The sequence below is a fragment of the Olsenella sp. AGMB03486 genome (assembly GCF_040884255.1).
Taxonomy (GTDB): Bacteria; Actinomycetota; Coriobacteriia; order Coriobacteriales; family Atopobiaceae; genus Olsenella_L; species Olsenella_L kribbiana.
On record NZ_JBEVTM010000010.1, the window covers coordinates 57,458 to 79,907 of the forward strand.

The 22,450-nt window shown below is 60.5% G+C and carries 26 protein-coding genes and 1 tRNA gene; 21 read left to right on the forward strand and 6 right to left on the reverse strand.

The window, feature by feature from the left end; genetic code table 11:
• The first annotated feature begins 148 nt into the window (after window positions 1-148).
• From ABVS03_RS06585 to ABVS03_RS06645, 13 genes are all read left to right on the forward strand, one after another.
• Complete coding sequence (locus tag ABVS03_RS06585) at window positions 149-1,168, forward strand: hypothetical protein (protein WP_368018496.1); 1,020 nt, start codon at window positions 149-151, stop codon at window positions 1,166-1,168.
• 36 nt (window positions 1,169-1,204) lie between these two features.
• Window positions 1,205-2,887: a methionine--tRNA ligase gene (metG, locus tag ABVS03_RS06590; RefSeq protein ID WP_368018497.1), complete on the forward strand. Its 1,683-nt coding sequence runs from the start codon at window positions 1,205-1,207 to the stop codon at window positions 2,885-2,887.
• 4 nt (window positions 2,888-2,891) lie between these two features.
• Window positions 2,892-3,824, forward strand: a complete 933-nt coding sequence (gene rsmA / locus ABVS03_RS06595; protein WP_330971651.1) for a 16S rRNA (adenine(1518)-N(6)/adenine(1519)-N(6))-dimethyltransferase RsmA — start codon at window positions 2,892-2,894, stop codon at window positions 3,822-3,824.
• Window positions 3,811-4,818: a TatD family hydrolase gene (locus ABVS03_RS06600; RefSeq protein ID WP_368018498.1), complete on the forward strand. Its 1,008-nt coding sequence runs from the start codon at window positions 3,811-3,813 to the stop codon at window positions 4,816-4,818. Before rsmA ends, ABVS03_RS06600 begins: the two co-directional genes overlap by 14 nt.
• Window positions 4,819-4,884: 66 nt before the next feature.
• Window positions 4,885-5,652 (forward strand): ComF family protein, encoded by a 768-nt coding sequence (locus ABVS03_RS06605; RefSeq protein ID WP_368018499.1) that lies wholly within the window; start codon window positions 4,885-4,887, stop codon window positions 5,650-5,652.
• Window positions 5,653-5,688: 36 nt separating this feature from the next.
• The gene (locus ABVS03_RS06610; RefSeq protein ID WP_330971648.1) at window positions 5,689-6,354 is read left to right on the forward strand and encodes an aspartate/glutamate racemase family protein; all 666 of its coding nucleotides are present in this window, start codon (window positions 5,689-5,691) and stop codon (window positions 6,352-6,354) included.
• Window positions 6,355-6,803: 449 nt separating this feature from the next.
• The gene (locus tag ABVS03_RS06615) at window positions 6,804-7,721 is read left to right on the forward strand and encodes a substrate-binding periplasmic protein (RefSeq protein WP_368018500.1); all 918 of its coding nucleotides are present in this window, start codon (window positions 6,804-6,806) and stop codon (window positions 7,719-7,721) included.
• Window positions 7,722-7,848: 127 nt separating this feature from the next.
• The gene (raiA, locus tag ABVS03_RS06620) at window positions 7,849-8,439 is read left to right on the forward strand and encodes a ribosome-associated translation inhibitor RaiA (protein ID WP_330971646.1); all 591 of its coding nucleotides are present in this window, start codon (window positions 7,849-7,851) and stop codon (window positions 8,437-8,439) included.
• Window positions 8,429-9,505: a DegV family protein gene (locus ABVS03_RS06625; RefSeq protein ID WP_368018501.1), complete on the forward strand. Its 1,077-nt coding sequence runs from the start codon at window positions 8,429-8,431 to the stop codon at window positions 9,503-9,505. The genes raiA and ABVS03_RS06625 overlap by 11 nt, the downstream gene beginning before the upstream one ends.
• Window positions 9,506-9,523: 18 nt before the next feature.
• On the forward strand, window positions 9,524-10,561 hold the full coding sequence (locus tag ABVS03_RS06630; protein WP_330971644.1) for an NAD(P)-dependent oxidoreductase: 1,038 nt from the start codon (window positions 9,524-9,526) through the stop codon (window positions 10,559-10,561).
• Window positions 10,562-10,622: 61 nt separating this feature from the next.
• On the forward strand, window positions 10,623-11,198 hold the full coding sequence (locus ABVS03_RS06635; protein ID WP_368018502.1) for a hypothetical protein: 576 nt from the start codon (window positions 10,623-10,625) through the stop codon (window positions 11,196-11,198).
• A gap of 2 nt (window positions 11,199-11,200) precedes the next feature.
• A complete protein-coding gene (locus ABVS03_RS06640; RefSeq protein WP_330971642.1) occupies window positions 11,201-12,112 on the forward strand; it encodes a hypothetical protein in 912 nt (303 codons plus the stop codon).
• Window positions 12,113-12,193: 81 nt separating this feature from the next.
• Window positions 12,194-13,384 (forward strand): 2-thiouracil desulfurase family protein, encoded by a 1,191-nt coding sequence (locus ABVS03_RS06645; RefSeq protein ID WP_368018503.1) that lies wholly within the window; start codon window positions 12,194-12,196, stop codon window positions 13,382-13,384.
• 236 nt (window positions 13,385-13,620) lie between these two features.
• Here the strand turns inward: ABVS03_RS06645 and ABVS03_RS06650 are convergent, their stop codons facing one another.
• Window positions 13,621-13,959 carry a mannonate dehydratase gene (locus ABVS03_RS06650; RefSeq protein ID WP_368018518.1) on the reverse strand — a complete coding sequence of 113 codons (339 nt, stop codon included), beginning with the start codon at window positions 13,957-13,959 and terminating at the stop codon, window positions 13,621-13,623.
• Between ABVS03_RS06650 and ABVS03_RS06655 the strand changes: the two genes are divergently transcribed.
• The 6 genes from ABVS03_RS06655 (at window position 13,861) to ABVS03_RS06680 (ending at window position 17,520) form a co-directional block, all read left to right on the forward strand.
• On the forward strand, window positions 13,861-14,418 hold the full coding sequence (locus tag ABVS03_RS06655; protein ID WP_368018521.1) for a hypothetical protein: 558 nt from the start codon (window positions 13,861-13,863) through the stop codon (window positions 14,416-14,418). The genes ABVS03_RS06650 and ABVS03_RS06655 overlap by 99 nt on opposite strands.
• Window positions 14,419-14,772: 354 nt before the next feature.
• A tRNA-Thr gene (locus ABVS03_RS06660) sits at window positions 14,773-14,848 on the forward strand.
• 240 nt (window positions 14,849-15,088) lie between these two features.
• Window positions 15,089-15,796 (forward strand): YoaK family protein, encoded by a 708-nt coding sequence (locus tag ABVS03_RS06665; RefSeq protein ID WP_368018504.1) that lies wholly within the window; start codon window positions 15,089-15,091, stop codon window positions 15,794-15,796.
• Between the two features lie 386 nt (window positions 15,797-16,182).
• The gene (locus ABVS03_RS06670; RefSeq protein WP_368018505.1) at window positions 16,183-17,037 is read left to right on the forward strand and encodes an alpha/beta hydrolase; all 855 of its coding nucleotides are present in this window, start codon (window positions 16,183-16,185) and stop codon (window positions 17,035-17,037) included.
• 104 nt (window positions 17,038-17,141) lie between these two features.
• A complete protein-coding gene (locus tag ABVS03_RS06675; RefSeq protein ID WP_368018506.1) occupies window positions 17,142-17,390 on the forward strand; it encodes a hypothetical protein in 249 nt (82 codons plus the stop codon).
• Window positions 17,383-17,520 carry a hypothetical protein gene (locus ABVS03_RS06680; RefSeq protein WP_368018507.1) on the forward strand — a complete coding sequence of 46 codons (138 nt, stop codon included), beginning with the start codon at window positions 17,383-17,385 and terminating at the stop codon, window positions 17,518-17,520. The genes ABVS03_RS06675 and ABVS03_RS06680 overlap by 8 nt, the downstream gene beginning before the upstream one ends.
• Here the strand turns inward: ABVS03_RS06680 and ABVS03_RS06685 are convergent.
• Window positions 17,517-18,077 (reverse strand): RNA 2'-phosphotransferase, encoded by a 561-nt coding sequence (locus tag ABVS03_RS06685; RefSeq protein WP_368018508.1) that lies wholly within the window; start codon window positions 18,075-18,077, stop codon window positions 17,517-17,519. The genes ABVS03_RS06680 and ABVS03_RS06685 overlap by 4 nt on opposite strands.
• Window positions 18,078-18,205: 128 nt before the next feature.
• Here ABVS03_RS06685 and ABVS03_RS06690 point away from each other — a divergent pair, with 128 nt between their 5' ends.
• On the forward strand, window positions 18,206-18,889 hold the full coding sequence (locus ABVS03_RS06690) for an alpha/beta hydrolase-fold protein (protein ID WP_368018509.1): 684 nt from the start codon (window positions 18,206-18,208) through the stop codon (window positions 18,887-18,889).
• A gap of 77 nt (window positions 18,890-18,966) precedes the next feature.
• On the opposite strand, the gene ABVS03_RS06695 is transcribed toward ABVS03_RS06690, so the two are convergent.
• The 3 genes from ABVS03_RS06695 to ABVS03_RS06705 all read right to left on the reverse strand — a co-directional run bounded on the left by ABVS03_RS06695 (window position 18,967) and on the right by ABVS03_RS06705 (window position 21,017).
• Entirely contained in the window at window positions 18,967-19,632 is a 666-nt protein-coding gene (locus ABVS03_RS06695; RefSeq protein WP_368018510.1) for a class I SAM-dependent methyltransferase, read from the reverse strand.
• 321 nt (window positions 19,633-19,953) lie between these two features.
• On the reverse strand, window positions 19,954-20,796 hold the full coding sequence (locus tag ABVS03_RS06700; RefSeq protein ID WP_368018519.1) for a divalent metal cation transporter: 843 nt from the start codon (window positions 20,794-20,796) through the stop codon (window positions 19,954-19,956).
• Complete coding sequence (locus tag ABVS03_RS06705) at window positions 20,703-21,017, reverse strand: hypothetical protein (RefSeq protein ID WP_330971729.1); 315 nt, start codon at window positions 21,015-21,017, stop codon at window positions 20,703-20,705. Before ABVS03_RS06705 ends, ABVS03_RS06700 begins: the two co-directional genes overlap by 94 nt.
• A gap of 153 nt (window positions 21,018-21,170) precedes the next feature.
• On the opposite strand from ABVS03_RS06705, the gene ABVS03_RS06710 reads away from it, so the two are divergent.
• Window positions 21,171-21,869, forward strand: a complete 699-nt coding sequence (locus ABVS03_RS06710) for a DUF3793 family protein (RefSeq protein ID WP_368018511.1) — start codon at window positions 21,171-21,173, stop codon at window positions 21,867-21,869.
• Between the two features lie 93 nt (window positions 21,870-21,962).
• Here the strand turns inward: ABVS03_RS06710 and ABVS03_RS06715 are convergent, their stop codons facing one another.
• Complete coding sequence (locus ABVS03_RS06715; RefSeq protein WP_330971603.1) at window positions 21,963-22,169, reverse strand: twin-arginine translocase TatA/TatE family subunit; 207 nt, start codon at window positions 22,167-22,169, stop codon at window positions 21,963-21,965.
• Window positions 22,170-22,450: the final 281 nt, after the last annotated feature.

Sequence of the window (22,450 nt, forward strand, 5' to 3'; positions counted from 1 at the left end):
ATTTTCTTGTGCTCTCCCGCTGCCAGACGCCTGAGCTGTATATCGATGCGGTCCTGTGAGGTCTGTGCCAGAATGCTGTAGGAACATATGTTCCTGTTTCCTGCTATCCTCCTCCCAGCATTGCAGGCGCCATCCAGAAGGAGGAAGGATGGACAGGAGCCCCATCTATGATTCCGTCTTCAAGACCATGGCAGAGAAAATGTCAGAGCTTCTTGTGCCGCTCGTGAACGAGGCTTTCGGGACTGCGTATCCGGAAGATGCTCCCGTGACGCGGCTGGGGGAGGAACATGCCGGAAAGCGGAAGAGGATTGTCGATGCGGCCTTTCGCATAGAGGGCAGGACCTTCCACATCGAGTGCCAGAGCTCGTGGGACCCGCATATGGCCATGAGAATGGATGAGTACGACCACGAGATTGCACATGAGGAGGCAGAAGCCAGAGGCGAAGACCGGCTGCTCGTGCTTCCGGCCTCTTGTGTCGTCTTCCTGAGAGATGCAAGGAGCACGCCGGACTTCATCTCGGTTGAGGCCATGGAATTCGATGGGACGATATTCGAGCATAGGTCTCGTGCCATATGGACAAAGCAGCTATCGGCAGACGAGATGTTCGCAAAGCATCTCCTGATCCTTCTGCCATTCTGGCTCATGCGCTATGAGGGAGGGTTCGCAGCAATCGCGCGGGACAGCGCACTCGAGGAGGAGCTGCTCGCCGAGTGCCGAGATATCCAGGAACGCCTGGCGGAAGCTGCGGCAGATAATGTGCCGGTCAGGAAGCGTTCTGCGGGCGCTGCAGAGGGCGGCTCCATATTCTGGAAGCGCATGACCGAGCTTATAATCGAGGTATCAGACCATCTGCTCCGGGACTATGTGCCCCTGCAGGGAGAGGTGAGGGAAGCCATGGGCGGAAAGATCCTGAAGTTTGCGGACGAACGGTATGCAGAAGCGGCAGAGCGGCATGCCGAGGAGATGCGCGAGGCCGAAGAGCGCTGTGCCAGGGCAGAAGAGCGATATGCCGAAGCAGAGGAGCGGCATGCAGAGGAGATGCGCAGAGAGAGTGAGCGCATTGCCAAAGGGCTCGCCGCACATGGCGTCGACCAGTCCATCATTGATGAGATATTCGGTGCCGATTGGAAGGACGAGAGCGGTGAAGGGTCTTCTGAGCAGACCTGATCTCGCCCTGTCCTGAGCAATGCATCGGGACTTTGGATGGATGGCAAGAGGTGGCAGTATAATGGCTTGGTTCTGCCGGCACATCAGGCCTTTGCCTTCCGTCATGAGGAGAGATCCATGGCACAGAAGCCTTCATTCTTCATCACCACGCCCATCTACTATGTGAACGCCGCTCCGCATCTGGGAACTGCCTACTGCACGATGCTCTGCGATGTGCAGGCACGCTTCCGCAGGGCTGCCGGCTACAACGTGAAGTTCCTGACGGGCATGGACGAGCACGGCGAGAAGGTGGCCGAGGCAGCAGCCAAGCACGGGATGACGCCGCAGGAGTGGTGCGATTCCCAGGCGCCGCTCTTCAAGGACCTCTGGCGCGAGCTCGAGATTTCGAACGACGACTTCATCCGCACGACGGAGGAGCGCCAGTACCATGCCGTGCAGTACCTCTGGAACCGCATGAAGGAGTCCGGCTATCTCTACAAGGGCTCCTATGACGGCTGGTACTGCGTGCCGGAGGAGACCTACTTCACCGAAAACCAGGTCAGGAAGGCCGACGAGGAGAACCACACCGAGGGACAGCACCTCTGCCCTGACTGTGGCCGTCCCCTCGAGCGTGTCCAGGAGGAGTCCTACTTCTTCAAGCTTTCCGCCTTCCAGGATCGTCTCTTGAAGCTCTACGACGAGCATCCTGACTTCGTGCAGCCGTCCTTCCGCATGAACGAGGTGCGCTCGTTCGTTGCAGGAGGCCTCCAAGACCTCTCTGTCAGCCGTACGAGCTTCGACTGGGGCATCCCGGTACCGTTCGATGACAAGCATGTCACCTATGTCTGGTTCGATGCCCTCCTGAACTATATGACGGCTGTGGGCTACGGCGTCGACACCCCTGAAGCCAAGGCCGAGCTTGCCTACCGCTGGCCGGCACAGTACCACGTCGTCGGCAAGGACATCATCCGCTTCCACTGCGTGATCTGGCCTGCCATGCTCATGGCGCTGGGCGAGCCTCTGCCTGAGCATGTCTTTGCCCATGGATTCCTGACGGTCAGGAATGCCGAGACCGGCAAGGCCGAGAAGATGTCCAAGAGCCGTGGCAATGCTATCGCCCCGCAGGATGTCGTGGACCTTCTAGGAGTCGAAGGCTACCGCTATTACTTCATGACCGACGTGATTCACGGCGAAGACTCTGCCATCTCGTTCGAGCGCATGGAGCAGGTCTACAATGCAGATCTCGCGAACAGCTGGGGCAACCTCGTGTCACGCTCCCTCAACATGAGCGCGAAGTACTTCGACGGCAAGACCCCGGTCCTCGCAGATGGCTGGGAGAAGAAGGACAATCCGCTCAAGGCAATCGCCGAGGGCATCTGCGGGCGCTACTCCGAGGCAATGGAGCGCTTCGACTATGTGGGCGCAAAGGATGTCGTGATGGAGCTCGTGCATGCGGCAAACCACTACATCGAGGATTCCGCCCCCTGGGCTGTCGCAAAGGATCCTGCCCGTGCCGGCGAGCTCACGGGCATTATCGTCAGCCTCCTCGAGTCCATCCGCATCGCGGCGCACCTCTTCGAGCCGTTCATGCCCGAGACGTCGCGCGAGGTCCTGCGCCGTCTTTCCATGGAGGACGAGGCAGATGTCGAGCTCGAGGAAGCCTGCCAGTGGGGACGCCTCGCAAGCGATGTGCCGGTGACGAAGGGCGAGGCGCTCTTCCCGCGTCTCCAGCACAAGTAGGCCCATGCATTCCTATCTCGCAAAGCCCTCGGCCACCAAGGACGTGCTTGCCTGCTTCGGCCTCCAGACGAAGCATCGCCTGGGGCAGAACTTCCTTGTGAACGACGATGTTATCGGCCACATCCTGGACCTCGCCGAGCTCGATGGGCATGATGCGGCCCTCGAGGTGGGGCCGGGCATCGGCACGCTGACGGTCGCGATGTTGCCGCTCGCAGGAGCGGTCTGTGCGCTCGAGGCAGACCGGAGCCTGCCCAAGGTCCTGGCCGAGACCTGCGGAGACTGGTCCGAGCGCTTTGCCCTCATCGAAGGCGATGCGCTCAAGATCTCTCCTGCCGAGATCTCTGAGGCCATTGCCGCTCTCGGGCGCGAAGGTGTCCCGTCAGAGCCGACCAAGCTCGTCTCGAACCTGCCCTACCAGGTGGCGGCGACGATCATCCTGCGGACGCTCGAGACGATGCCGTCAATCACGCGTCTTGTCGTAATGGTCCAGAAGGAAGTGGCAGACCGCATCTCTGCCGCTCCCGGCTCGAAGGAATATGGCGCCTACACGGCAAAGCTCCAGATCTTTGGCCGTGTTACAGGCCGCTTCGAGGTTGGCCCTGGCAACTTCATGCCGCCTCCGCACGTGGATTCGGCGGTCGTGCGCATCGACCGGAGCCCCCTTGTCGATCCCATGACAGGCGCTCCCTGCATGCCGGAGAAGATCTCTCGCCTCGAGTCTGTGATCGATGCAGCATTCTCGCAGCGCAGAAAGACGCTCAGGAATGCGATGGGGAAGAGCGGATTTGCGAAGGAGACGCTCGCAAGCGCCTTCGAAGCTTCCGGCATAGACCCTGCCGCCCGGGCAGAGACACTTTCTGTCGAGCGCTTCTGTGCGCTCGAAGAGGCGCTCGAGGCAGCCGGTGCCTTCAGCGAGGAGCCCCATGGAGCGCGCTGAGGAAGACCAGTGGACGCTGACGCTCGAAGACGGCGTCCTCTTCCACGACAAGAAGGGGAGGCCGAAGGATTATCCGCGCCCTCCCTATCCTCTGATGGATACGCATGGCCATCTCACGGCCTTCTGGGAGGCTCAGCCGGCGCACGCCGTCGCTCGCGCGGCGTTTGCAGGCGTCTGCCGCCTTGTCGTGCCGCTCGACCCTGCAGACGATGCACATGACGCAGAGCCGACGCTTGCCTCGCTTGAAGGCTGGCTCGCTGAAGCGGAGAGCCTGATCGGCGAGCTTGGCAGCAGGTGGCAGATTCCTGCGTTCGAGGAGCCGGGCATCTCTGCCGCCACGCTTCCCGCCGAGACCAGGATCGTCGCAGGCGCACATCCTTATGGGGCCGCCGATTACCTCGAAGACCCGTCTGTGAAGGCGGCGCTCGGGGTCCTGCTCAGGAGCCCCCGCTGTGTCGGTATCGGCGAGATCGGCCTCGACTATACCTGCGATGTGGACCATGGGCAGCAGAAGGAGGCATTCCGCCAGCAGCTCGTGCTTGCAGGCGAGCTCGGCCTTCCGGTGGAGCTCCATATCCGCGATGCAAAGGGCGATGGGTGCGCAGAGGCGCACCGCGATGCGCTTCAGGTGCTCGAAGAGGCAGGCGTGCCCGAAGCGGGGGCAGACCTTCACTGCTATACGGGAGACAGGGAAATCCTCGCGCCCTATCTGGCGCTTGGCTGCTCTGTCGCCTTCGGCGGCGCTCTCACATTCAGGAAGTCTGACGATATCCGCGATGCCGCACTGAGCGCCCCCAGAGAGCGTCTCCTCTCCGAGACCGACTGCCCGTACATGGCGCCGGTGCCGATGAGGGGACGGGAAGGCGAGCCTGCCCTGGTAGGATTTACGGCAGCAGCGCTTGCCGACCTTCGCTTTGCTGCGGGCCTGGCGAAGACCAAAGAAGAGACCTATCAGGCACTCTGGGAGAACGGTTCCCGGCTCTTCTATCGGTAGCTATCAGATTGGCCTTGATGCTACGCTTGGATATGTCGGATGATGCAGCGTGGCTTGGAGAGCGCAATGGAGGCAGGGCACATCGAGGCAGAGGGCTGGAAGGCGAAGGCTGCTTCGGCTCTCCGCTTCATGCGGGATGCGGCAGAAGAGACGCTCTGGCCGACCCGCTGCGTCGGCTGCGGCAGGCCCGAGACCCTGCTCTGCGACGAGTGCCGGCTCTCGCTTCCCTGGATATCACAGAGAGATGCCTGCCCGGTCTGCGGGGCACCCTATGGAGCGACACTCTGCACGGAATGCAAGGGCGACTGGTGCGTGCGCACGACCATCTGTGCCATGAGCTTCGAAGGCACGGCAGCACGGCTCGTCAGGATCTACAAGGATCAGCATGAGACGAGGCTTGCCCGCATCATGGCAGCAGCGATAGCGACAGCGCTCGACGAGGCGGAAGGCTGCGTCCTGCCAGACGGCGAGCCGCGCTTCGATCCGGATGATATCGATGCGATCTGCTTCGTGCCGGCAACACCCGATGCGCTCCGCACGCGTGGCTTCGACCATATGGAGCTTGTTGCGAAGCATCTGACCTACGAGCTCGGGCTTCCCCTCGCAGATGTCTTGGTGAAGGATTCCGTGAAGGACCAGAGAGACCTCGGGCGTGAAGCGAGAAGGGAAAACCTCGAAGGCACCGTCGAGGCGATCGAAGATGTCTCGGACATGCATCTTCTGCTTGTGGACGACGTCGTGACGACAGGAGCCTCGATCGAGGCCTCAGCAGAGGCGCTCCTGCGGCGCGGCGCCCGTGCTGTCACAGCTGCAGCATTTGCCCGGGTCTGGTAGGCTCTGCTGGATACGGTCTGGCAGAAAAGAGGGCATATGGCACGTCTAGGCATCATCTCTTCCGGAGGTCCAAAAGATGCATTCGTGGAGCGGCTGGAGCAGCTCCTGGGAGAGGATGTGGCAGATATCGCTGCTGCCGAGGCAGGCGTGCCTATGCACCAGCTTGCCTTCGAAGGCAGGGACGAGGAGCTCGTGCGCGAGCTTGCCTCACCGCTCGAAGATCTGGCGCAAGCTGGAGCAGATTGTGCGCTTCTGGCATCGGTGAGCGCGCACTGCGTGCAGAAGGCTCTGGCAGATGCAGGCACGCTTCCACTACTGGGCCTCGCCGAGGCGCTCAGGCAGGATGTCCTCGCCCAGGGCTGGAGAAGCGTATTTCTTCTTGGAAGCTACCGGACCATGAAGGATGGCTTCCTGAAGCGTCCGCTCATCCTCTCGCACACGATCGTGATCACACCGAACGAGGAAGAGAAGCTGTGGCTCCAGCATGCTGTGGATGCTGTGCAGGGCGGAACTGGCGAAAGAGAGGAGATGCAGGAGCATCTTCTGGAGATCGTCTCGAAGGGCAGGGAAGAGGGCGCCCAGGGGCTCCTGCTCGCGAGCACGGCGCTCGAGACGCTTGCGGAGGGCCTCGAGCTTCCGCTTCCGGCAGTCATGCCCTCTGTGGCTGCAGCGCATGCATTCACGGCGTTCCGACATGTGTAAGTTCCTGCCCGATGCTGCTGCAATATGCAGCAAATTACGGCTAAGTGCCGGCTATTCATTCAGGCGGCTGCATAGTTTATTGCCAGACATGGACATTTCTGCAGCGTAGAGCCTATTTCTCGCGTGAATCGAGAGTGGAAGCCGTATAATCTCTCTGTCTCTTCCAGGTCTGTGGTTGCGGAGGCACCGATCTGCCTCCTAGTCCATGACAGACGAGGTCAAAGGGATCCACGTAAGCCAGCGTGTGGGCATGCTGGCGATCATGGCTCGTCCTAGAAGCAAGTCGCACTGCCTGATTGGCTTTGGGGCAAAGAGCCCCACAGGCAAGAGGGCTTTGAGTGGGGGTGCCTGAGCATCCGAAGCGGAGGCCCCGGTGCGCGGGTGTGGGGCCAAAGACCAGGTCAGCTGGAAGAGACGGCCATATTGTCGGCTGAGCGAAGGATGGACCCATGAAGCTACGTATCGCGATCTGCGCTGCCGTTGCAGCGCTCGCATGTGCCGTTCTGGCAGCTGCTTCTGGATTGCCCTTCGTCTCCTCCCTGGAGCATGCCTTCGGCAGCGATGAGGAGTCGGTGGCTGAGGCTACGTCTTCTGCCCAGGCGAAGATGGAGCCCAAGGTCAGCGCCTCTGCCCTCCACGAGGAAGGCACGCTCACGGTCGGCATCAAGCAGGACGTGCAGCTGCCCATGAGCACCGTGGACGATTCGGGCAGCTTCCAGGGCCTCGATATCGATCTTGCCGCAGATATCGCAGAGCATCTCGGCCTCAAGATCCGCTTTATGAGCGTCGAGGATGCAGCTGATGGCTTTTCCCAGGGCTGCGATATCGTGATGGACATGACAGACGGCGAAGAGGACGGCATCACGATCGTCGGCACGTATGCGGAGTCGGCACTTGGCGTCTTCGGCAGGAATGTTGATGGCACGGTCACAGCCGACGATATGAGCGGCAGGCGGGTGGCAGTCCAGATGGGCTCCGAGGCGCATTCCGAGCTCTCCCGTGTCACGCCTTCGGTCACCTTTGCCTATGCGACGAATCTGAACGACTGCTTCCACATGCTCGAGGCGGGAGAGGCGGACTATGCAGTCTGCTCGGCCTATCAGGGAGCCCTCCTCTCTCGCTATATCCAGAAGATCTCCTACTGCGGGACGATTGGCGACATCTCGAAGATCGGCATCGGCGTGGAAGCTGCGAACACCGAGCTTGCCGCAGCTGTGGGTGACGCCGAGGCGGAGGCCGAGCAGGATGGGACCTATGAGCTCATCCGCGACAAGTGGCTTGACGGCCTGCCCCATCTCGATGGAACCACCGCCATCTCAGGCTTTGCGGCAAAGCAGTCCCCGCCTGCCCTTGCAGATGCTGCCTAGGAATGCGCCTCCTTTGCGTCCATTCGCAGATATGAACGGCACGAGCGTCGGCTCGGGCCGACGAATGGGTATGAGTCCTGTACAAGCGGAGCGTGGAGCGCGCTCCGGGTTCTGATGGGAGGCATTTATGGTCGATATCAAGCTTTCGGGCCGCAAGATCCAGATTACCGATGCCCTCAGGAGCTACGTGGACGAAAAGATCGGGAATGCCCTCAAGGTATTCGATATCCAGCCCATGAACTGCGACGTCGTGCTCAGGGTAGACTACAACCGCTCCAATCCTGACCGCAGGACCTGCGAGGTTACGGTCTTCGTGCGCGATTCTGTCGTGCGTGTCTCCGAGAGCGCCGATGACATGTATGCGGCAATCGATCTTGCTGCAGACAAGGTGGAGCGTCAGCTCAGGAAGTACAAGACGCGCATCGTCGACAAGAGGCAGCATGCCCAGAAGGCAGCCCCTCCTGCCCAGACCGCAGAAGAGCTCGAAAAGCTGCTCGAGCCCCTGCCGGAAGAGGATGACGACCTCCTGGTGCGCGAGAAGTATATCGACCTCAAGCCTATGACAGAAGAGCAGGCGCTCGTCGAGACCGACCTCCTCGGCCATGATTTCTATGTGTTCCTGAATGCGGAGACCGGCCTGGTGAATGTCATCTACCATAGAAAGAATGGCGGGTATGGCATCATCAAACCGAAGATAGAGGAGCTGGATGAGCAGTAAGCGCGCACAGCAGCCGAAAGACGATGCAGAAGCTGCATCTCTCCAGACAGATACAGACACCGTCGCGACGCCAGTCCCCAATGTGACCGGCGCCGCGGCGCTTAATTCTTACGTCAAGGCCTATCAGAAGCGTCTCGGCGTCACGATCGTGGCCGATACGGCAGCCGACTTCAATCCGTCCGTAGCCCACCAGCTCGGCATCGAGGTCATTCCGTTCCACTACGTGGGACCGGACGGCGAGCATGCAGACGACATGTGGCAGAGCCGGACGCCCCACGAGTTCTACGAATACATGCGCAAGAACCCGGAAGCCCGCTTCAGGACGATGGCGGTGACGCCGGGCACCTACATGGAGGTCTTCGAGCGGCTCTTCGAGGAACGCCACCAGCCGATCATCTATCTCGGGCTCACCGGCGGCCTCTCCTCCTCTATCGATGCGGCAGAGCAGGGCGCCCAGCTCGTGCGTGACGAGCATCCCGATGCAGAGATCTATGTGATCGACAATCTGTGCCCGTCTGCGGCAGCAGAGCTTCTTGCAATCGAGGTCGTGCGCCAGGCAGCAAATGGCCTCGCAGCAGAGGAGCTCGTTGCCTGGGCCAAGGATGCCCGCTACTTCATCCAGGGCTATTTTACGCTCGATTCCCTCCACTGGCTTGCAGCAGGAGGACGCATCCCTCCGACAGCAGCGCAGGTAGGTGGCAAGCTCGATGTGAAGCCGGAGCTTTCCTACGACCTCAACGGGTCGCTCACGCTCAAGGGCATGTGCCGTGGCCGCAAGAAGGCGCTGCGTGCGATCCTCCAGGAGTTCAAGGACAACTACGCCCACGATACGTCTCTTCCTATCGGCATCATGGACGCTGACGCGCCGAAGGACGCCGAGTGGCTCGAGAAGGAGATCCGCAAGATGGATGGCTGCGAGGACCTGACGGTCATCCACAGCTCCATCTCGCCGGTCATTGGCTCCCACGTCGGCCCGGGCATGGCCGCACTCGTATTCTGGGGCTCTGACCGCCGCGAGAAGCTCTCGCTCACGGATCGCATCGCACGCAAGGTGCGCAGCAGGTAAGACAGAAAGGCAAGGTATATGGCCTTGGGAACAATTCGCTCGGTCGCCTTCATCGGCACGGGCATCATGGGAGCGCCGATTGCAGCGCATATCCTCGAGGCGGGCTATCGCCTCACGGTCTATACGCGCACGAAGTCGAAGGCAGAAGACCTTCTGGCAAAGGGCGCGAAGTGGGCGAAGTCTCCGTCCGATGCTGCGCGTGACGCCGATGTCGTGTTCACGATGCTCGGCTATCCCGACGAGGTGGAAGAGGTCTACCTCACGACCGACGGCCTCATCCGTGCCACGAAGAAGGGCGCCTACCTCATCGACCTCACGACGTCGTCGCCCCAGCTGGCGCGCGACCTGCATGACTCTGCCGAGATCGAGGACAAGCATGCCTTCGATATCCCGGTGACAGGCGGCCAGGCTGGTGCCCAGGCAGGCACCTTGACGCTCATTGCCGGCGCGACGGAGAAGGATATCGCGCCGATCCGTCCTGTCCTCGAGACATTCTCGAGCAAGATCTACTGCTTCGGCGGTGCCGGCAAGGGCCAGATTGCAAAGCTTGCAAACCAGGTCGCGCTGGCATCGGCGCTTCTTGGTGCAAGCGAGGCCATGGCGCTGGCAGAGCAGGGCGAGCTCGACCGCAATGAGGTCCTCGATATGATCTCTCATGGCATGGGGTCTTCCCGCCAGCTCGAGGAGCTTACGCCGAAGGCGCTTGCCGGAGACTTCAAGCCGGGCTTCAAGGCCGTGCATCTGAGGAAGGACCTCGCGCTTGCGCTCAGGCTTGCCGAGGAGGAGGACCTGACGCTTCCGGGCACGGATACCGTCTTCAACCTCTTCGACGTGCTCTGCAACATCGGCGGCGCGCAGATGGGCACGCAGGCCCTGCAGCTGCTCTTCGAGGATGATACGCAGACGCAGAAGGCAGGCCTCGACTGGTCGCTTCTTGACCAGGCCGACGATTCGGGAGATCCAGACGATGAGGCTGCCGTGCATGCAGCGCCCGAAGTCTCGAAGAAGGATGTCGAGGCGGCAGAGGAAAGCCCGTACCTGAGGTCCCACCACTGACAGGCATGTCCGCGGCAGGCGGATTCTTGACACAGCACAGATATATACATGGAGGTAGTCGATGGATAGCTCTCTGGCAAGCGCCCTGCCTGCGCTCGTAGGCGGCCTTGCTGCCCATTCACGCCGCCAGCGCCAGGCTGCGGCACAGAAGGTCTACAGCGTCGCAAAGGAGGATCCTTCTGCGATCCTGTCGTATCTGAACGACCTTCTCGATGCCCTGGGACGTCCCGAGGCGCAGACGCGCTGGGAAGTGCTCGATACGCTGACGCTTGTCGCCCAGGCACATCCCCAGGAGGTGCAGCCGGGCATCGATGCAGCGGAGACGTCGCTCTTTGATGAGGATTCCGCTCCGGTGCGCCTGGCGGCCTTCAGATTCCTCGCAGCATATGGGTCGACTTCTGAAGCTCGCTCGGATGAGGTGTGGCCTCTCTTGGACGAAGCCATACAGTGCTACCATGGGGATGCCGAATACAGGGACATGCTTGTTGCCCTCTATGATATGGCACAGGGTCCGATATCGGAGAAGTGCGCTCATGAGCTTCTCGACCGGATTGCCTTCGATACGAAGAGTGGAGCCAGCTACATCCAGGCGCTCTCCGAAAATATTGCAAAGGAACTCAAAGGAAAGGTTCATTGAGCATGGCAGAAAAGAAGCCGGAAACCGAACTGGACACGAAGAAGGCCGATGCTGCAAAGGATGAGAAGGCCGAGAAGAAGCCTTCCAAGCCTGCACGCACGGTGCCGCTTGTCGCAACCATCGTCGCGGCTGTCGTCTGCCTCGTCCTGGGCGGTGTCGTAGGACACTTCTGCTTCAATGGCACGAGCTCGCTCGGCTCCCAGACCCTGCAGGAAGCCGATCTCGACACGGTTGTCGCACGCTATACGTACAACGGCCAGACCTATGAGATCACGGCCAAGGACGTGATCACGCAGTCCTCCTCGCTCGACAGCGCAGCAAACGACGATGGCAGCTACACGGTGCCGACCGCTGACAACATCATCGACCTTGCCCGCAACCAGATCATGCAGAAGGTCGTCGATGCCCAGGGTATCACGGTCTCCGACGACGATATGGATGCCTACGCGCAGCAGTATCTCGGCTCCACCGACTACGCGACAATCGCTTCGAACTACAACATGGACGAGGACTCCGTGAGGAACCTTGTCCGCCAGTCCTGCGCTCTTTCCAAGCTCCGCAGCCAGGTCGTGACGGCCGAGATTCCGTCCCAGCCGACGGCTCCTTCGAAGCCTGCTGACGGCGCCGAGGATACGCCGACGGCCGACTACGCGACCTACATCATCAACCTCGCAGGCGATGAGTGGGACTCCGAGACCGGCACCTGGAAGGACTCCTCCTCGACCTACGCCTCCGCTCTTGCCGACTACCAGATCACGAACGACTCTGCGACCTACGCTGCAGCACAGGCTGCCTACTATGTGGCCTACCAGCAGTACTCCACGGCTTCCCAGACTGCATCGCAGCAGTGGACGAACTACGTGAATGACCGGCTCTCGAAGGCAAGCATCGAGATCTACACGATGGAAGCCTAAGAGGCAGATACAAGCGCTACGATGGACGGACGGGCATCTTTGCCTGTCCGTCCTTTTCTATAGCGGAAAGAGGTGTCCCTCATGCATATTGCGGTGAGCGCATGCCTTCTGGGGGAGCGGTGCAGATACGACGGCGGCACGAAGCCGGATGAGGCCGTCATCCGGCTCTCAGGCAAGACGGAGCCTGTGCCCATCTGCCCGGAGAGGCTCTCGGGACTGCCCATACCGCGCCCTCCTGCAGAGATCAGGGATGGGCATGTCTATCTCAGGGACGGGCGGGATGTGACCGAAGAGTTCGAGACAGGGGCGAAGTGTGCGCTTGCCCGCGTGAGGGAGCAGCCCGTGCCGCTTGCCGTCCTGAAGGCAAAGAGCCCATCATGTGGCGCCGGTCTCATCTACGATGGTAGCTATAGCGGAAGGACCATAGAGGGGGACGGGGTCTTTGCCCGCCTCCTCGAAGAGGAAGGAATCACCGTGGTAAGCGAAACGACTGTCGAATCCGTGCATCCGTCTGTAGAGCATCCTGTGGCAATCATCCTGGGCACCGGTCTGGGACATCTCAAAAGCCTCGTGCATCCGGTGCGCCGCATCGACTATCACGATATCGAGGGATTCCCGGATGAGGCACAGCCGATGCCGGGCCACACGTTCGAGGCAACGATCGGCACGATCGACAATGTCCCGGTGATCGTCTATCCGGGCCGCATCCATCTCTATCAGGGCTACAGCGCCTCCGAGATCTGCGCCCTTGTCCGCCATGTCCACCGCCTCGGCTGCCGCGATATCGTCTTTGCCTGCGCAACGGGTGCCGTCTCCGGCATGGCAAACATCGGCCTCGGCATCATCACGGACCAGATCAACCTCACGGGCAGAAATCCGCTTGCCGAGGATGAAGGACTCCGCGATGTGGAGTCTCCCTTCGTCGATATGGCGGATGCCTATACGCCCTACCTCAGGACCCTTGCAAGGGGCGTCGCAGACGATCTCGGCATTGCGGTCGAGGAGGGCGTCCTTGCAGGTGTCATCGGTCCCTGCACAGAGACGCCTGCAGAGGTGCAGATGATGAGGACGATGGGCGTGTCCTATGTCGGCATGTCGACCGTGAACGAGGTCATCATGGCGCACGCTCTGGGCATGAATGTCTTGGGCCTCACGCTTGCTGCCAACCAGAGCGGAAGCGCAGGCTTCGGCCACGACAAGGTCCTCGAAGAGGCAAAGCTCCATGCAGACGACTTCGAGCGTCTCGTGAGGGGCGTGCTGCGCCTGCTGTAGATACAGACAGCTGTATAGTGCACTGATGCTGGGGCCTGGGATGAAGCTGCATTCCAGGCCCCTTTCCTGATGCAAAGATAAGATGCTGAGGAGAGAACAGATGGAATAGCGCCCTGCCAAGGCGCAGGGGCACAAAGAGGCTGCCAGAGGCAGCGGGAAGCGTCTTGCTGCAGCGAAGGCCTGGGCAGAAAGCCTCTCCGAGATAGAGATCGCAAAGGAGATGGAGGGGCTCACGCTCAAGGAGACAAAGGATATGAGGCCGCGCGAAAAGGGGCTGCTTGATTGAGGCTGATGGACAGCCATCCATCGAAGCTTTCCTGGAATAGCCGATATATCAGGAGGAGGATTCCGGCTTCGGGAGATACGAAGAGCGCCCGGCACATGCGCCAGACATCGAGCGAGCCTTCGCGGGACAGGTGCGGCGCCTCGTAGAAGTCCTTGCTCTTTCCCGGCTCGAGATAGCGGATGTTGCGCATGTGGACGAAGTGTATCCTGCCGCGCCTCGAGAACTCGTCGAGGATCGCATAGACGTCGTTTGCGGGCTCCTCCGCGATCGACCCGCAGCAGAGCGTGATGCCGTTCGCGGGGGAATCGACCGCGCGGCAGAGCCAGTCGAGGTCATCGCAATCACTGACATGAGCGCCTACTCGAAGTTCATGGATACGCCTGATGGCCTCCTTGCTGGCACCGACCTCTGGGACAGCATGATGTTCAACAAGGTCCGTGGTCCCGAGCTCAAGAAGTACGCCGACGATCCTGCCATCGTCTCCGCCATGCGCGAAGCATCGCACCGCATCCTGTACTCTGTCGTGAACTCCAACGCCATGAACGGCATCGCACCTGATGCCAAGGTCGGGAGCAGCATGACGTGGTACTACAAGATCGTCTACGGCGTGGCAGCAGTCTTCGTCCTGCTCTCTGCCCTCAACATCCGTCGCCTTGTCAAGGGCGTGAAGATGAAGAAGGCAGCACGTCTTGAGGCTGCACCGGCCGCATCCAATGATTCCTCTGTGGATGGCCCTGCCAAGAAGTAGCGGCCAGAGCAGATAAGGCTGGCAGTGTCCTCCCATCCCCACTGCCAGCCGAAACTGCCAATCCACCTGTCTCTGCCCATTTCCATCTTTCCCCTTCCCGTCTCGAGGGGCATGGCGCGTATACGCTGTGCCCCTCTGCTCGTATGGAGGGAGGGGATAGACGAGAGCATGGCGGAAGCCACAAGAGATTGGCTGAGTACCGTTCTCGTAAAGCGGGGGTCGCTTGATGTGGATGGACAAGCAGCGCCTGAAACGAGGAAATTTGAAAATGGACAAAATAATGCTTGCATCTTCGTGCCTGCATCCGTACTATTAAAAAGCACGCGCTGAGACAACGTCTTGCGTGTCAAAGAGGCCAGCTTAGCTCAGTTGGTAGAGCACCGCTCTCGTAAAGCGGGGGTCATCAGTTCGAGTCTGATAGCTGGCTCCATTGAATGTTTACAGCTCAGAGGCTATAAAGGCTTCTGAGCTGTTTTCATATCTGATGTCTCTTATAGCCTTTCGCATACGATGTGCATACGAATCCTCATCTGTTCTGCCTCGTGGCCTCAGCAATCTGTCGGAGGCGTGAAGGTGTGGCATCGAGTGGGTTACAGATTCTGACAGATTGCTCTCGTACGCGTAAGGTGCTTTCGCGTGGAGAGCTAGTACCTGGGCAGAAAGAGGCGACGTGAAGGCAGGATATCTTGAATGCGAACGCAGGTGGACGTTCTGGCTTCTGATCTTTGTGGCAGGCTGGTATGGCGCCTACACGTTCTTTCTGCGTGGTGGCGTCTTCTGCAATGCACAGACGGCAAATGTCGTCCTCTTCGCGATGGCGCTTGGCAGGCAGCAGTGGCTCTCGGCAGCCTATCTTCTGCTTCCTATCGGTGCCTATTTCTTCGGCTCCTTCCTCTCCGAATGGATGGGCAAGACCATCAAGCGCATGCACTTCCTGCGCTGGGATACGCTCCTCATCGCCCTCGAGATGTGTGCTGTCGTCTTCCTTGCTCTCATGCCGGCTGCGTGGCCTGACCAGATCTGCCAGGTGACGCTGAACTTCGTTTGCGCGATGCAGTTCAATACGTATCGCCAGATGGAAGGCGTGCCTGCCGCCACGACATTCGTAACGAACCATATCCGCCAGATCGGCTCGAATCTCGCGAAGCTCATCAGGCATCCTGAAGACCATGGACTGCGTCGCAAGGTCAAGGCACATACGTCGCTTCTGCTCTGCTTCACGGCAGGCGCTGTCGTCTCCACGATGCTCTGCGAAGCATGCTCGTACAGTTCGCTTCTGGGCGCGCTCATCCCTTTGGGATGCACCCTCATCCGTCTTGTCCATGCCGATCTTGTGCTCGAGCGCGGACAGCTCGATATCGTGCCGCACGGCCATTAGGGGAGCATCTGTTTTCGGACAGCAGCCTTGCTGCTTATGGCTTCCGGCCAGCATCGGCCCTTTTCTGTATACAGGATGGATGCAACGAGGGGATTGGTCCTGTGCTGCCGGATGCTTTGGCTATAGGCCCATCATTGCCAGTGCGGCTGTGTCTGCCATCTCTTCTGCTTAAGCCTTCGCACCCAGCCTCGATGAAGCAGGCAGGGCCTGAAGGTTTCCGGACGGCTTTCTTTTCGAAGACGCTGCCTCGTGCTGCGGTCCGAAGGCGGCTCCTTTCAGCTTTGTCCTTGTCAGGCTTCAGGGAACATCACAGGACAGCAATGGCAGAGGCTTACAATGCCTGAATATATGGCATGCACAGGCAGCGATGTAGGAGGCAGATTCCCGTGCTCCATGTGACGATAGCGGCAGAAGGCGAAGGCAAGGCGGTGCCTGAGGTGCCGCATGCAGACCAGATTGCGCTTCCCGAGGCGGGGGAGCCGGCACGCATCGAGACCTATTTCCCCGATGTCCTCGACAAGGTCGACCCTGATGTGAAGCGTCCCTGCGTCGCAATCATTCCGGGTGGTGCCTATGCACGGGTGTCGGCCAGGGAAGCAGAGCCGGTAGCGCTCCAGATGGTGGCACGTGGCTTTGCTGCCTGCGTCATCTCCTATAGCTGTGCGCCTGCCCGCTATCCTGTGGCGCTCGTCCAGGTGGCAGGAGCGATTGCCTATCTCAAGCGCCATGCAGAGGCGTTCCATATCGACCCTGGCCATATCTTCCTGATGGGGTTCTCTGCGGGAGCACATCTGGCCCTGGATCTTGGCTGCGAGTGGATGGAGCCCTGGCTTTCTGGGCGTGTGGGTGCCGCTGCAGAGGAGATGCGCCCCTCCGGCCTCGTCCTCGGCTATCCCGTCGTTACGTCAGGTGCATATGCGCACAGAGGTTCCTTCGATAACCTCTGCGGCGACGACGAAGAGCTGAAGCAGAAGCTCGCGCTCGAGAACAGGGTCACGAAGGATACGCCTCCTGCCTTCATCTTCCATACGCTCGAGGACACATCTGTTCCGGTCGAGAACAGCCTCCTTCTGGCTGAAGCGTATAGGCATGCCGGCGTCTCGTTCACGCTCCATATCTTCCCGTACGGAGGGCACGGACTCTCTCTTGCGACGGCAGAGGTCGTGCAGAAGGGAAAGCAGCCCCAGCCGCTCATGCAGTGCTGGCCCGATCTTGCAGCCGCCTGGATGCGGACATTGTAGCCCTGTGCAGATGCTTCACTTCAGCGCATGGATACGCAGGACGTGCGCTCGGCCTTCTGGGAGAATGGGATGAAGCCAGATGCACTCTGCCAGAGAGGACAAGGATGCTCGGTGCCCAGGCGCTCGATGTGATGGTCTGCTGCGACGATGTGGAGGCGTGCAGGGTCTGCTGGGCGGAAAAGCTTGAATTCGAGGAGGTCGGGGTGCGTCCCGGTCCTGCAGGGACAGATGTTCCCGTGCTCTCGTTCGGGCCCGAAGATGCCCATATCGTCCTTATGGACCGTGCCCTCGTCGAGAGATTCTCTCCCGAAGTGAGCACTGCCACGCCGTCGCTTCTTTTTCCATGTGGCTGATATCGAAGCGGTGCATGAGAAGATGGAGAAGGGCGGCGCTACGGTATCGGCGCTTGTGGACATGGGCGGCATGCGGAGCTTCGGCTTCTCAGACGACGAAGGACACTGGATAGCGGCAGCCGAGAGCTAGCTTTCATCCTTAGCCAGAGCGAGATATTCGGGCGGTATCGGGTCTGCAAGCCAGACGGATCCGTTTCCCTCATAGAAGCCTATGCCGGAAGCAGAGGCCCGCTTCGCATCGACAATCAGGAGGGCAGGTTTCGCATCTCTTCTTCTGCCTACTTCGAGTGCCGTCGGGATATCTGCCGAGAGGTGCACATACTGCCTTTCCATAGGAAGAAGGCCCTGGTCGAAGATCGAGGGAAGAAACCTTCTGGCAGTGCCGTGGTAGAGGACAGAAGGGGGCACCGCCTGCTCGTGCACGACCTTCTCCTTGCATGAGTGTCCATAGAGCGCACGGATGCGGGTGCCGGAGATTTCGTGCCGCTTCTTTTCGGAGGTGGCGACGATCTCCTCGAGGTCGGATGGGGTCACAGGACGCCTGCCGGGATGCTTCGCATTGACCGCAGCCAGAAGGTCGGCAATCTCGACAAAGCCTTGGGCGTCGAGCGCAAGGCCATACTCTTCGGGATGATGCCGAAGGGCATAGGAGATCTCCTTGCTGATATGCGTAAGCCTGGAATTCATGGCGCTCCCGGAATGGTAGGACTGCAGCTCTTTCCATCATAGGCTGTGCTGGCGGGCGACCCAGCTGTTTCTGGCAGGACGCACGCGTGATACGCTGGGGTCTTGAAAGCGCTCAGGAAAGGAGATCCATGCCAGAAACGGCTATCGTGCAGAGCGATATGGCAGCTGTGCATGGGGGAGAGGACATGGCGGCCCCCATCATCTATGCAATCGATGCTCCCGAATTCCCGTTCTCGATCGAGCCTGCCTGCGAAGGAATCAGGGCTCGGGTCGTGAAGGTGCCGGTAGCGTCGTGGGATGAGAACCTGACGCCCTGGACAGCTGAGTCGCCCTTCCGGGGACGTCCGGACTATGCGGGGAAGGCGGATGAGACCGCGGCCGAGCTGATTGGCTGCTGCCATGCATTCGAGGCTGAAAAGGGGCTGGCGCCCTCACGGCGTGCGCTTGCCGGCTATTCGCTGGGCGGCCTCTTTGCCCTCCATGCCTTCCTGCACGAACCCTTCTGGGATGCCTGCGCTTCGCTTTCGGGTTCGCTCTGGTATCCCGGCTGGGCAGAGGCGATGGAGCATCTGGCGCTTGTGCGGGATGCGGACTTTGCAGGGCGCTCTGCCTTTCTCTCTGTCGGTGCCCGCGAAGCAAAGGCGCCGCAGCCTCAGCTCCGCCATGTCGTGGAGGGGATGGCAATGACGGCACTGGCGCTCGAGGTGCACAGGTGCACTGTCAGGTGCGAGATAGGGCCCGGTGCCCATACACAGCATGAGGAGGATCGCTGGAGAAAGGGCATGGCAGCGCTTGATAGCTTCCTGGCATAAAGGAGGCACAGGAAAGAGAGGCCGCTCCTGGAGCTTCCTCCGGGAGCGGCCGGGATGCATCCTGATGCGAAGAGCCGCTATTTCACGCCTTCGACGGCAATCCAGGTGGTGCCCGCCTTCAGATGTGTCTCTGCGCGGGAGAAGCCTGCTCCAAGGAGCAGCTTCTCGTACTCTTCGGGCGTGAGCACCGTGAGGTGGTAGTGCTCGATGTTTTCGAGCGTGCTCTTGGCAAGGCCAGGCGTGCGGTAGACATCTGCTACCAGGAGAAAGTGTCCGCCTGGCTTCACGACGCGGGCAACCTCCTTGAGCGATGCTTCAGGGTCGGGCCAGAAATAGAAGCTCTCGACCGTCGTCACGATATCGAACGAATCGTCCGGGAAGGGCAGCGATTCGACGGAGGCACAGGTCACATCCATCTGTCCTGCTTCGATGGCATCCTTGTTGTAGTGCCTCGATGCTTCGCAGGACACTTCCGAGTGGTCGATGCCGCTGACATGCCCTGCGCCTCCCGCTGCCGCGATGCGCCGTGCGAGCCTTTCCATCGTGGCTCCGCCGCCGCAGCCTATATCGAGGGCGCGCTCTTGTGCCTTGTGGGCGAGCTGGTCCAGTGCCCACATCGTGACATCGGCGTGGCTTCTGTTCATGCGCTCCAGCATCTTCTCGCCGTATGCGCCCTGCGGATTGCCGGGATTTCCGGCTTCGGTCACCGCACGTTCGTCCATATGCCTGTCCGAGTCTGCCATGGCAGCCTCCTTTGCTTGGTATGAAAGATGTCGTGTCTCCTGAGTCCTGGCTCCTCTTGGGGGACGAGATGATTCTATGCTGTGGGGAGATGCCCGGGTGCCGGGACCGATTGTCTTTGTCTCTGGATTGCGGCGTCTGGCTCGCATTTCCTGATTGCGGCGAGGCGGTCCCTGCGCACGGACGCCTTGGCAGGAAGGAGCGGTCCGGAAAGGATGCATCTCTCTTGGGTGGCTGCATCGAAAGGCTGCGCAGCCGGATGCCGGAATATCTCTCTGCGGAAGGCCCTGACCCGTGCCGGCTGGGCTCTTCTGCACCCGATTTCATAGCATGAGCAGCACGTCGAGCACGGTCACGAAGATGCCGATAGCGAGAAGGCAGAGCTTCAGAGGCAGGCTGTTCGCATAGGCGCCCATGATCTCAGAAGAGCTTGTGAGATAGATCTGCAGGAACACCGCAATCGGAAGCTGGAGGCTCAGAAGCGCCTGGCTGATCAGCAGGCCCTGGAAGGAATCCTCGACGAGCAGACAGGCGACGAGCGCGAAGACGAAGCAGGGAGCGATGCCTCCTGTCGAGTGGCGGTCATGGATGTCGTATTCCTCTCCGAAGGCGCCGGCCGAGATCGTGCCTGCTGCCATGCCTGCCGTGATGCTGCTCGAGAGGCCGGCGAAGAGGAGCGCCAGCGCGAAGATGAGCCGTGCTCCCGGGCCGAGGATGGGGGAGAACGTGTCAGCTGCGGCGAGGTCGTCCACGACGATGCCCTGCTGGAAAAAGGTCATTGCAGCAAGGATGACCATCTCGGAGTTGATGGCCCAGCCCACGATCATGGAGAAGAGGGTATCGGCAAACTCGTACCTGAGCCTCTCCTGTATAGCTGCCTCGCCCTTTCCTTTGAAGTGCTGGCTCTGGATGACCTCGGAGCGCAGGAAGAGGCTGTGGAGCATAACGACAGCACTGAGGACGCTCATGACAATGGGGCCGGAACTAGCGGGAAGCGAAGGCGCAATCCAGCTCTGGGTGGCCTGAGGCCACGCCGCCGCGATGAGTGCAAGCTCTGCCAGGAAGGCGAGGCCTATGAGCGAGACGAAGCCGATGACCAGCGCTCGATATGCCGGTAGGAATTCGTGGCAAGAAGGGCGAGCGAGACGGTGGCAACAAGGATGCAGCCGACCTTGAGCATGAGCGTCGGGAGCGTCACGACCCAGAGGAGCGCATAGCCGAACTTGGATCCTGCTGCCATGTTGGATGCCCAGTTGCCTGGGCCGATGAAGCCGCCGGTCACGAGAAGGCCAGGACCGATATGCCTGAGTATTTCGAGGCCGCCATGGCCTCCGGTATGCGCGCCCCAGCATCCCCGGACAAGCTCTTCTGTGTGCCGATGTCTCATAGCATGCTCCAAGGGGCAGGCAGGCTCCTGCCTGGGCGATTCAATAAGTAAACCATAGGCAACACATTGCTGAGCTATACCATGCTGCTTGCCTATAAGTTAACCAGAGCATACTATTTTAAGCAACAGAGAGAGTCGGAAGGGATGGTGTGCATGTGCGGTGTAGAAGCGATGGAAGCAGGCGCACGCTATGCGGAGATTCCGGGATGCAGCACGGCGGAGAGCATCCTCTGCCATGACTTCGCCGCAACGCTCGTGACGTGTGCAGCCGGCGTGCTCGAAGGGACGAAACCTCTGGCGCTGTTCTCGTTTGCGCCGAAGCTCTGCTGGAGCGCAGATGACAGGAAGCTCAGAAGCCAGATGATCCGCTGCATCGTGAGCGCCTACCGCGAGGGCCTGGCAGCTGCCGGCATCGGCTTGGCTGTCGTCCAGGATCTCTCATGCCGCACCATGCTGCTTGCCTGGCGCGCGGACCTTGTCCAGGACATTCTGGCAGATGCCGAGAAGCGGCGCTTCCTCGAGCATTCCGGCTTCTGCGTGCAGGATGCAGCTGCACTGGTGCGCTCTGTGCGCCAGAAGCTTGCCCGGTATTTCAATGGCATGCATGGTCCAGGGAGCGGCGGGCCTGCCTCCAGCTGCCGCTTTCCGCATGAGATGGGCATCCTTTTCGGCTATCCGCTCGAAGATGTCGAAGGATTCTGCACAGGACAGGTCCCTACCTGCCGTGGCGCCTGGCTGGCGTACGGCGACGAGAAGGCAGCGCGCAGACGCTTCGAGGAAGTGCATGCTGTAGAAGAGATCTGCCGCACGCACTTCCGAGATGGCGCGACCCTGGCGGAGCTTGTCGCATAGGGCAGTTCTCTGGACGGGCCTGTGGAAGGGAATCTGCCTGGTTCGCGCTTCCCCCTGCGGGCCGAACGGGGCAGGGCAGCACGCGGTGCTGTCCTATGCGGCCTTGTTGCCGGTGTCCTGCTTCTCGTCCTCGGCATCTTCTATTTCAGGCTCTGCTGCCTCTTCGCTAGTGCCTTCCATGCCATCACGGACATTCTTGACGGTCTTGCCCAGAGCGCTTCCGAGCTGCGGGAGCTTGTTCGGACCATAGATGAGAAGGAGTGCGACGAGGGCTGCAATGAGCAGATGTTCAGGATTCATGGGGTGCCTGCCTTTCTTGGAGCTTGGCCTATCTTCTGCCGGCATCCTGAGCATAGGTTCGTCCGAGTAGCGATGAAAATATATGTTCATCGTTCCCGCCATACAGGCCTTATATAAGGCTGCCATCACCTGCTGCTTCCCTTCGTCCCCCTCTGCTCCTGTCATTGACTGGGCGCGTGCTGTTCACGGTGTGAGACCCATGCTGCAATGGCACGGAAATGGCAGTTGGGAATGATGGAGCAGAAGATGGACGGGAATGCGCTTCCTGTCCGCAATCCGGA

What these genes read in the sequence shown, in the direction of transcription:
- ABVS03_RS06635 (WP_368018502.1), top strand. Translation starts at nt 10,623, where the DNA reads ATGGATAGCTCTCTGGCAAGCGCCCTGCCTGCGCTCGTAGGCGGCCTT.
- ABVS03_RS06630 (WP_330971644.1), top strand. Translation starts at nt 9,524, where the DNA reads ATGGCCTTGGGAACAATTCGCTCGGTCGCCTTCATCGGCACGGGCATC.
- ABVS03_RS06690 (WP_368018509.1), top strand. Translation starts at nt 18,206, where the DNA reads ATGCCAGAAACGGCTATCGTGCAGAGCGATATGGCAGCTGTGCATGGG.
- ABVS03_RS06640 (WP_330971642.1), top strand. Translation starts at nt 11,201, where the DNA reads ATGGCAGAAAAGAAGCCGGAAACCGAACTGGACACGAAGAAGGCCGAT.
- ABVS03_RS06685 (WP_368018508.1), bottom strand. Translation starts at nt 18,077, where the DNA reads ATGAATTCCAGGCTTACGCATATCAGCAAGGAGATCTCCTATGCCCTT.
- ABVS03_RS06675 (WP_368018506.1), top strand. Translation starts at nt 17,142, where the DNA reads ATGCTCGGTGCCCAGGCGCTCGATGTGATGGTCTGCTGCGACGATGTG.
- ABVS03_RS06705 (WP_330971729.1), bottom strand. Translation starts at nt 21,017, where the DNA reads ATGAGACATCGGCACACAGAAGAGCTTGTCCGGGGATGCTGGGGCGCG.
- ABVS03_RS06625 (WP_368018501.1), top strand. Translation starts at nt 8,429, where the DNA reads ATGAGCAGTAAGCGCGCACAGCAGCCGAAAGACGATGCAGAAGCTGCA.
- raiA (WP_330971646.1), top strand. Translation starts at nt 7,849, where the DNA reads ATGGTCGATATCAAGCTTTCGGGCCGCAAGATCCAGATTACCGATGCC.
- ABVS03_RS06710 (WP_368018511.1), top strand. Translation starts at nt 21,171, where the DNA reads ATGTGCGGTGTAGAAGCGATGGAAGCAGGCGCACGCTATGCGGAGATT.
- ABVS03_RS06610 (WP_330971648.1), top strand. Translation starts at nt 5,689, where the DNA reads ATGGCACGTCTAGGCATCATCTCTTCCGGAGGTCCAAAAGATGCATTC.
- ABVS03_RS06585 (WP_368018496.1), top strand. Translation starts at nt 149, where the DNA reads ATGGACAGGAGCCCCATCTATGATTCCGTCTTCAAGACCATGGCAGAG.
- ABVS03_RS06605 (WP_368018499.1), top strand. Translation starts at nt 4,885, where the DNA reads ATGGAGGCAGGGCACATCGAGGCAGAGGGCTGGAAGGCGAAGGCTGCT.
- metG (WP_368018497.1), top strand. Translation starts at nt 1,205, where the DNA reads ATGGATGGCAAGAGGTGGCAGTATAATGGCTTGGTTCTGCCGGCACAT.
- rsmA (WP_330971651.1), top strand. Translation starts at nt 2,892, where the DNA reads ATGCATTCCTATCTCGCAAAGCCCTCGGCCACCAAGGACGTGCTTGCC.
- ABVS03_RS06600 (WP_368018498.1), top strand. Translation starts at nt 3,811, where the DNA reads ATGGAGCGCGCTGAGGAAGACCAGTGGACGCTGACGCTCGAAGACGGC.
- ABVS03_RS06695 (WP_368018510.1), bottom strand. Translation starts at nt 19,632, where the DNA reads ATGGCAGACTCGGACAGGCATATGGACGAACGTGCGGTGACCGAAGCC.
- ABVS03_RS06615 (WP_368018500.1), top strand. Translation starts at nt 6,804, where the DNA reads ATGAAGCTACGTATCGCGATCTGCGCTGCCGTTGCAGCGCTCGCATGT.
- ABVS03_RS06715 (WP_330971603.1), bottom strand. Translation starts at nt 22,169, where the DNA reads ATGAATCCTGAACATCTGCTCATTGCAGCCCTCGTCGCACTCCTTCTC.
- ABVS03_RS06645 (WP_368018503.1), top strand. Translation starts at nt 12,194, where the DNA reads ATGCATATTGCGGTGAGCGCATGCCTTCTGGGGGAGCGGTGCAGATAC.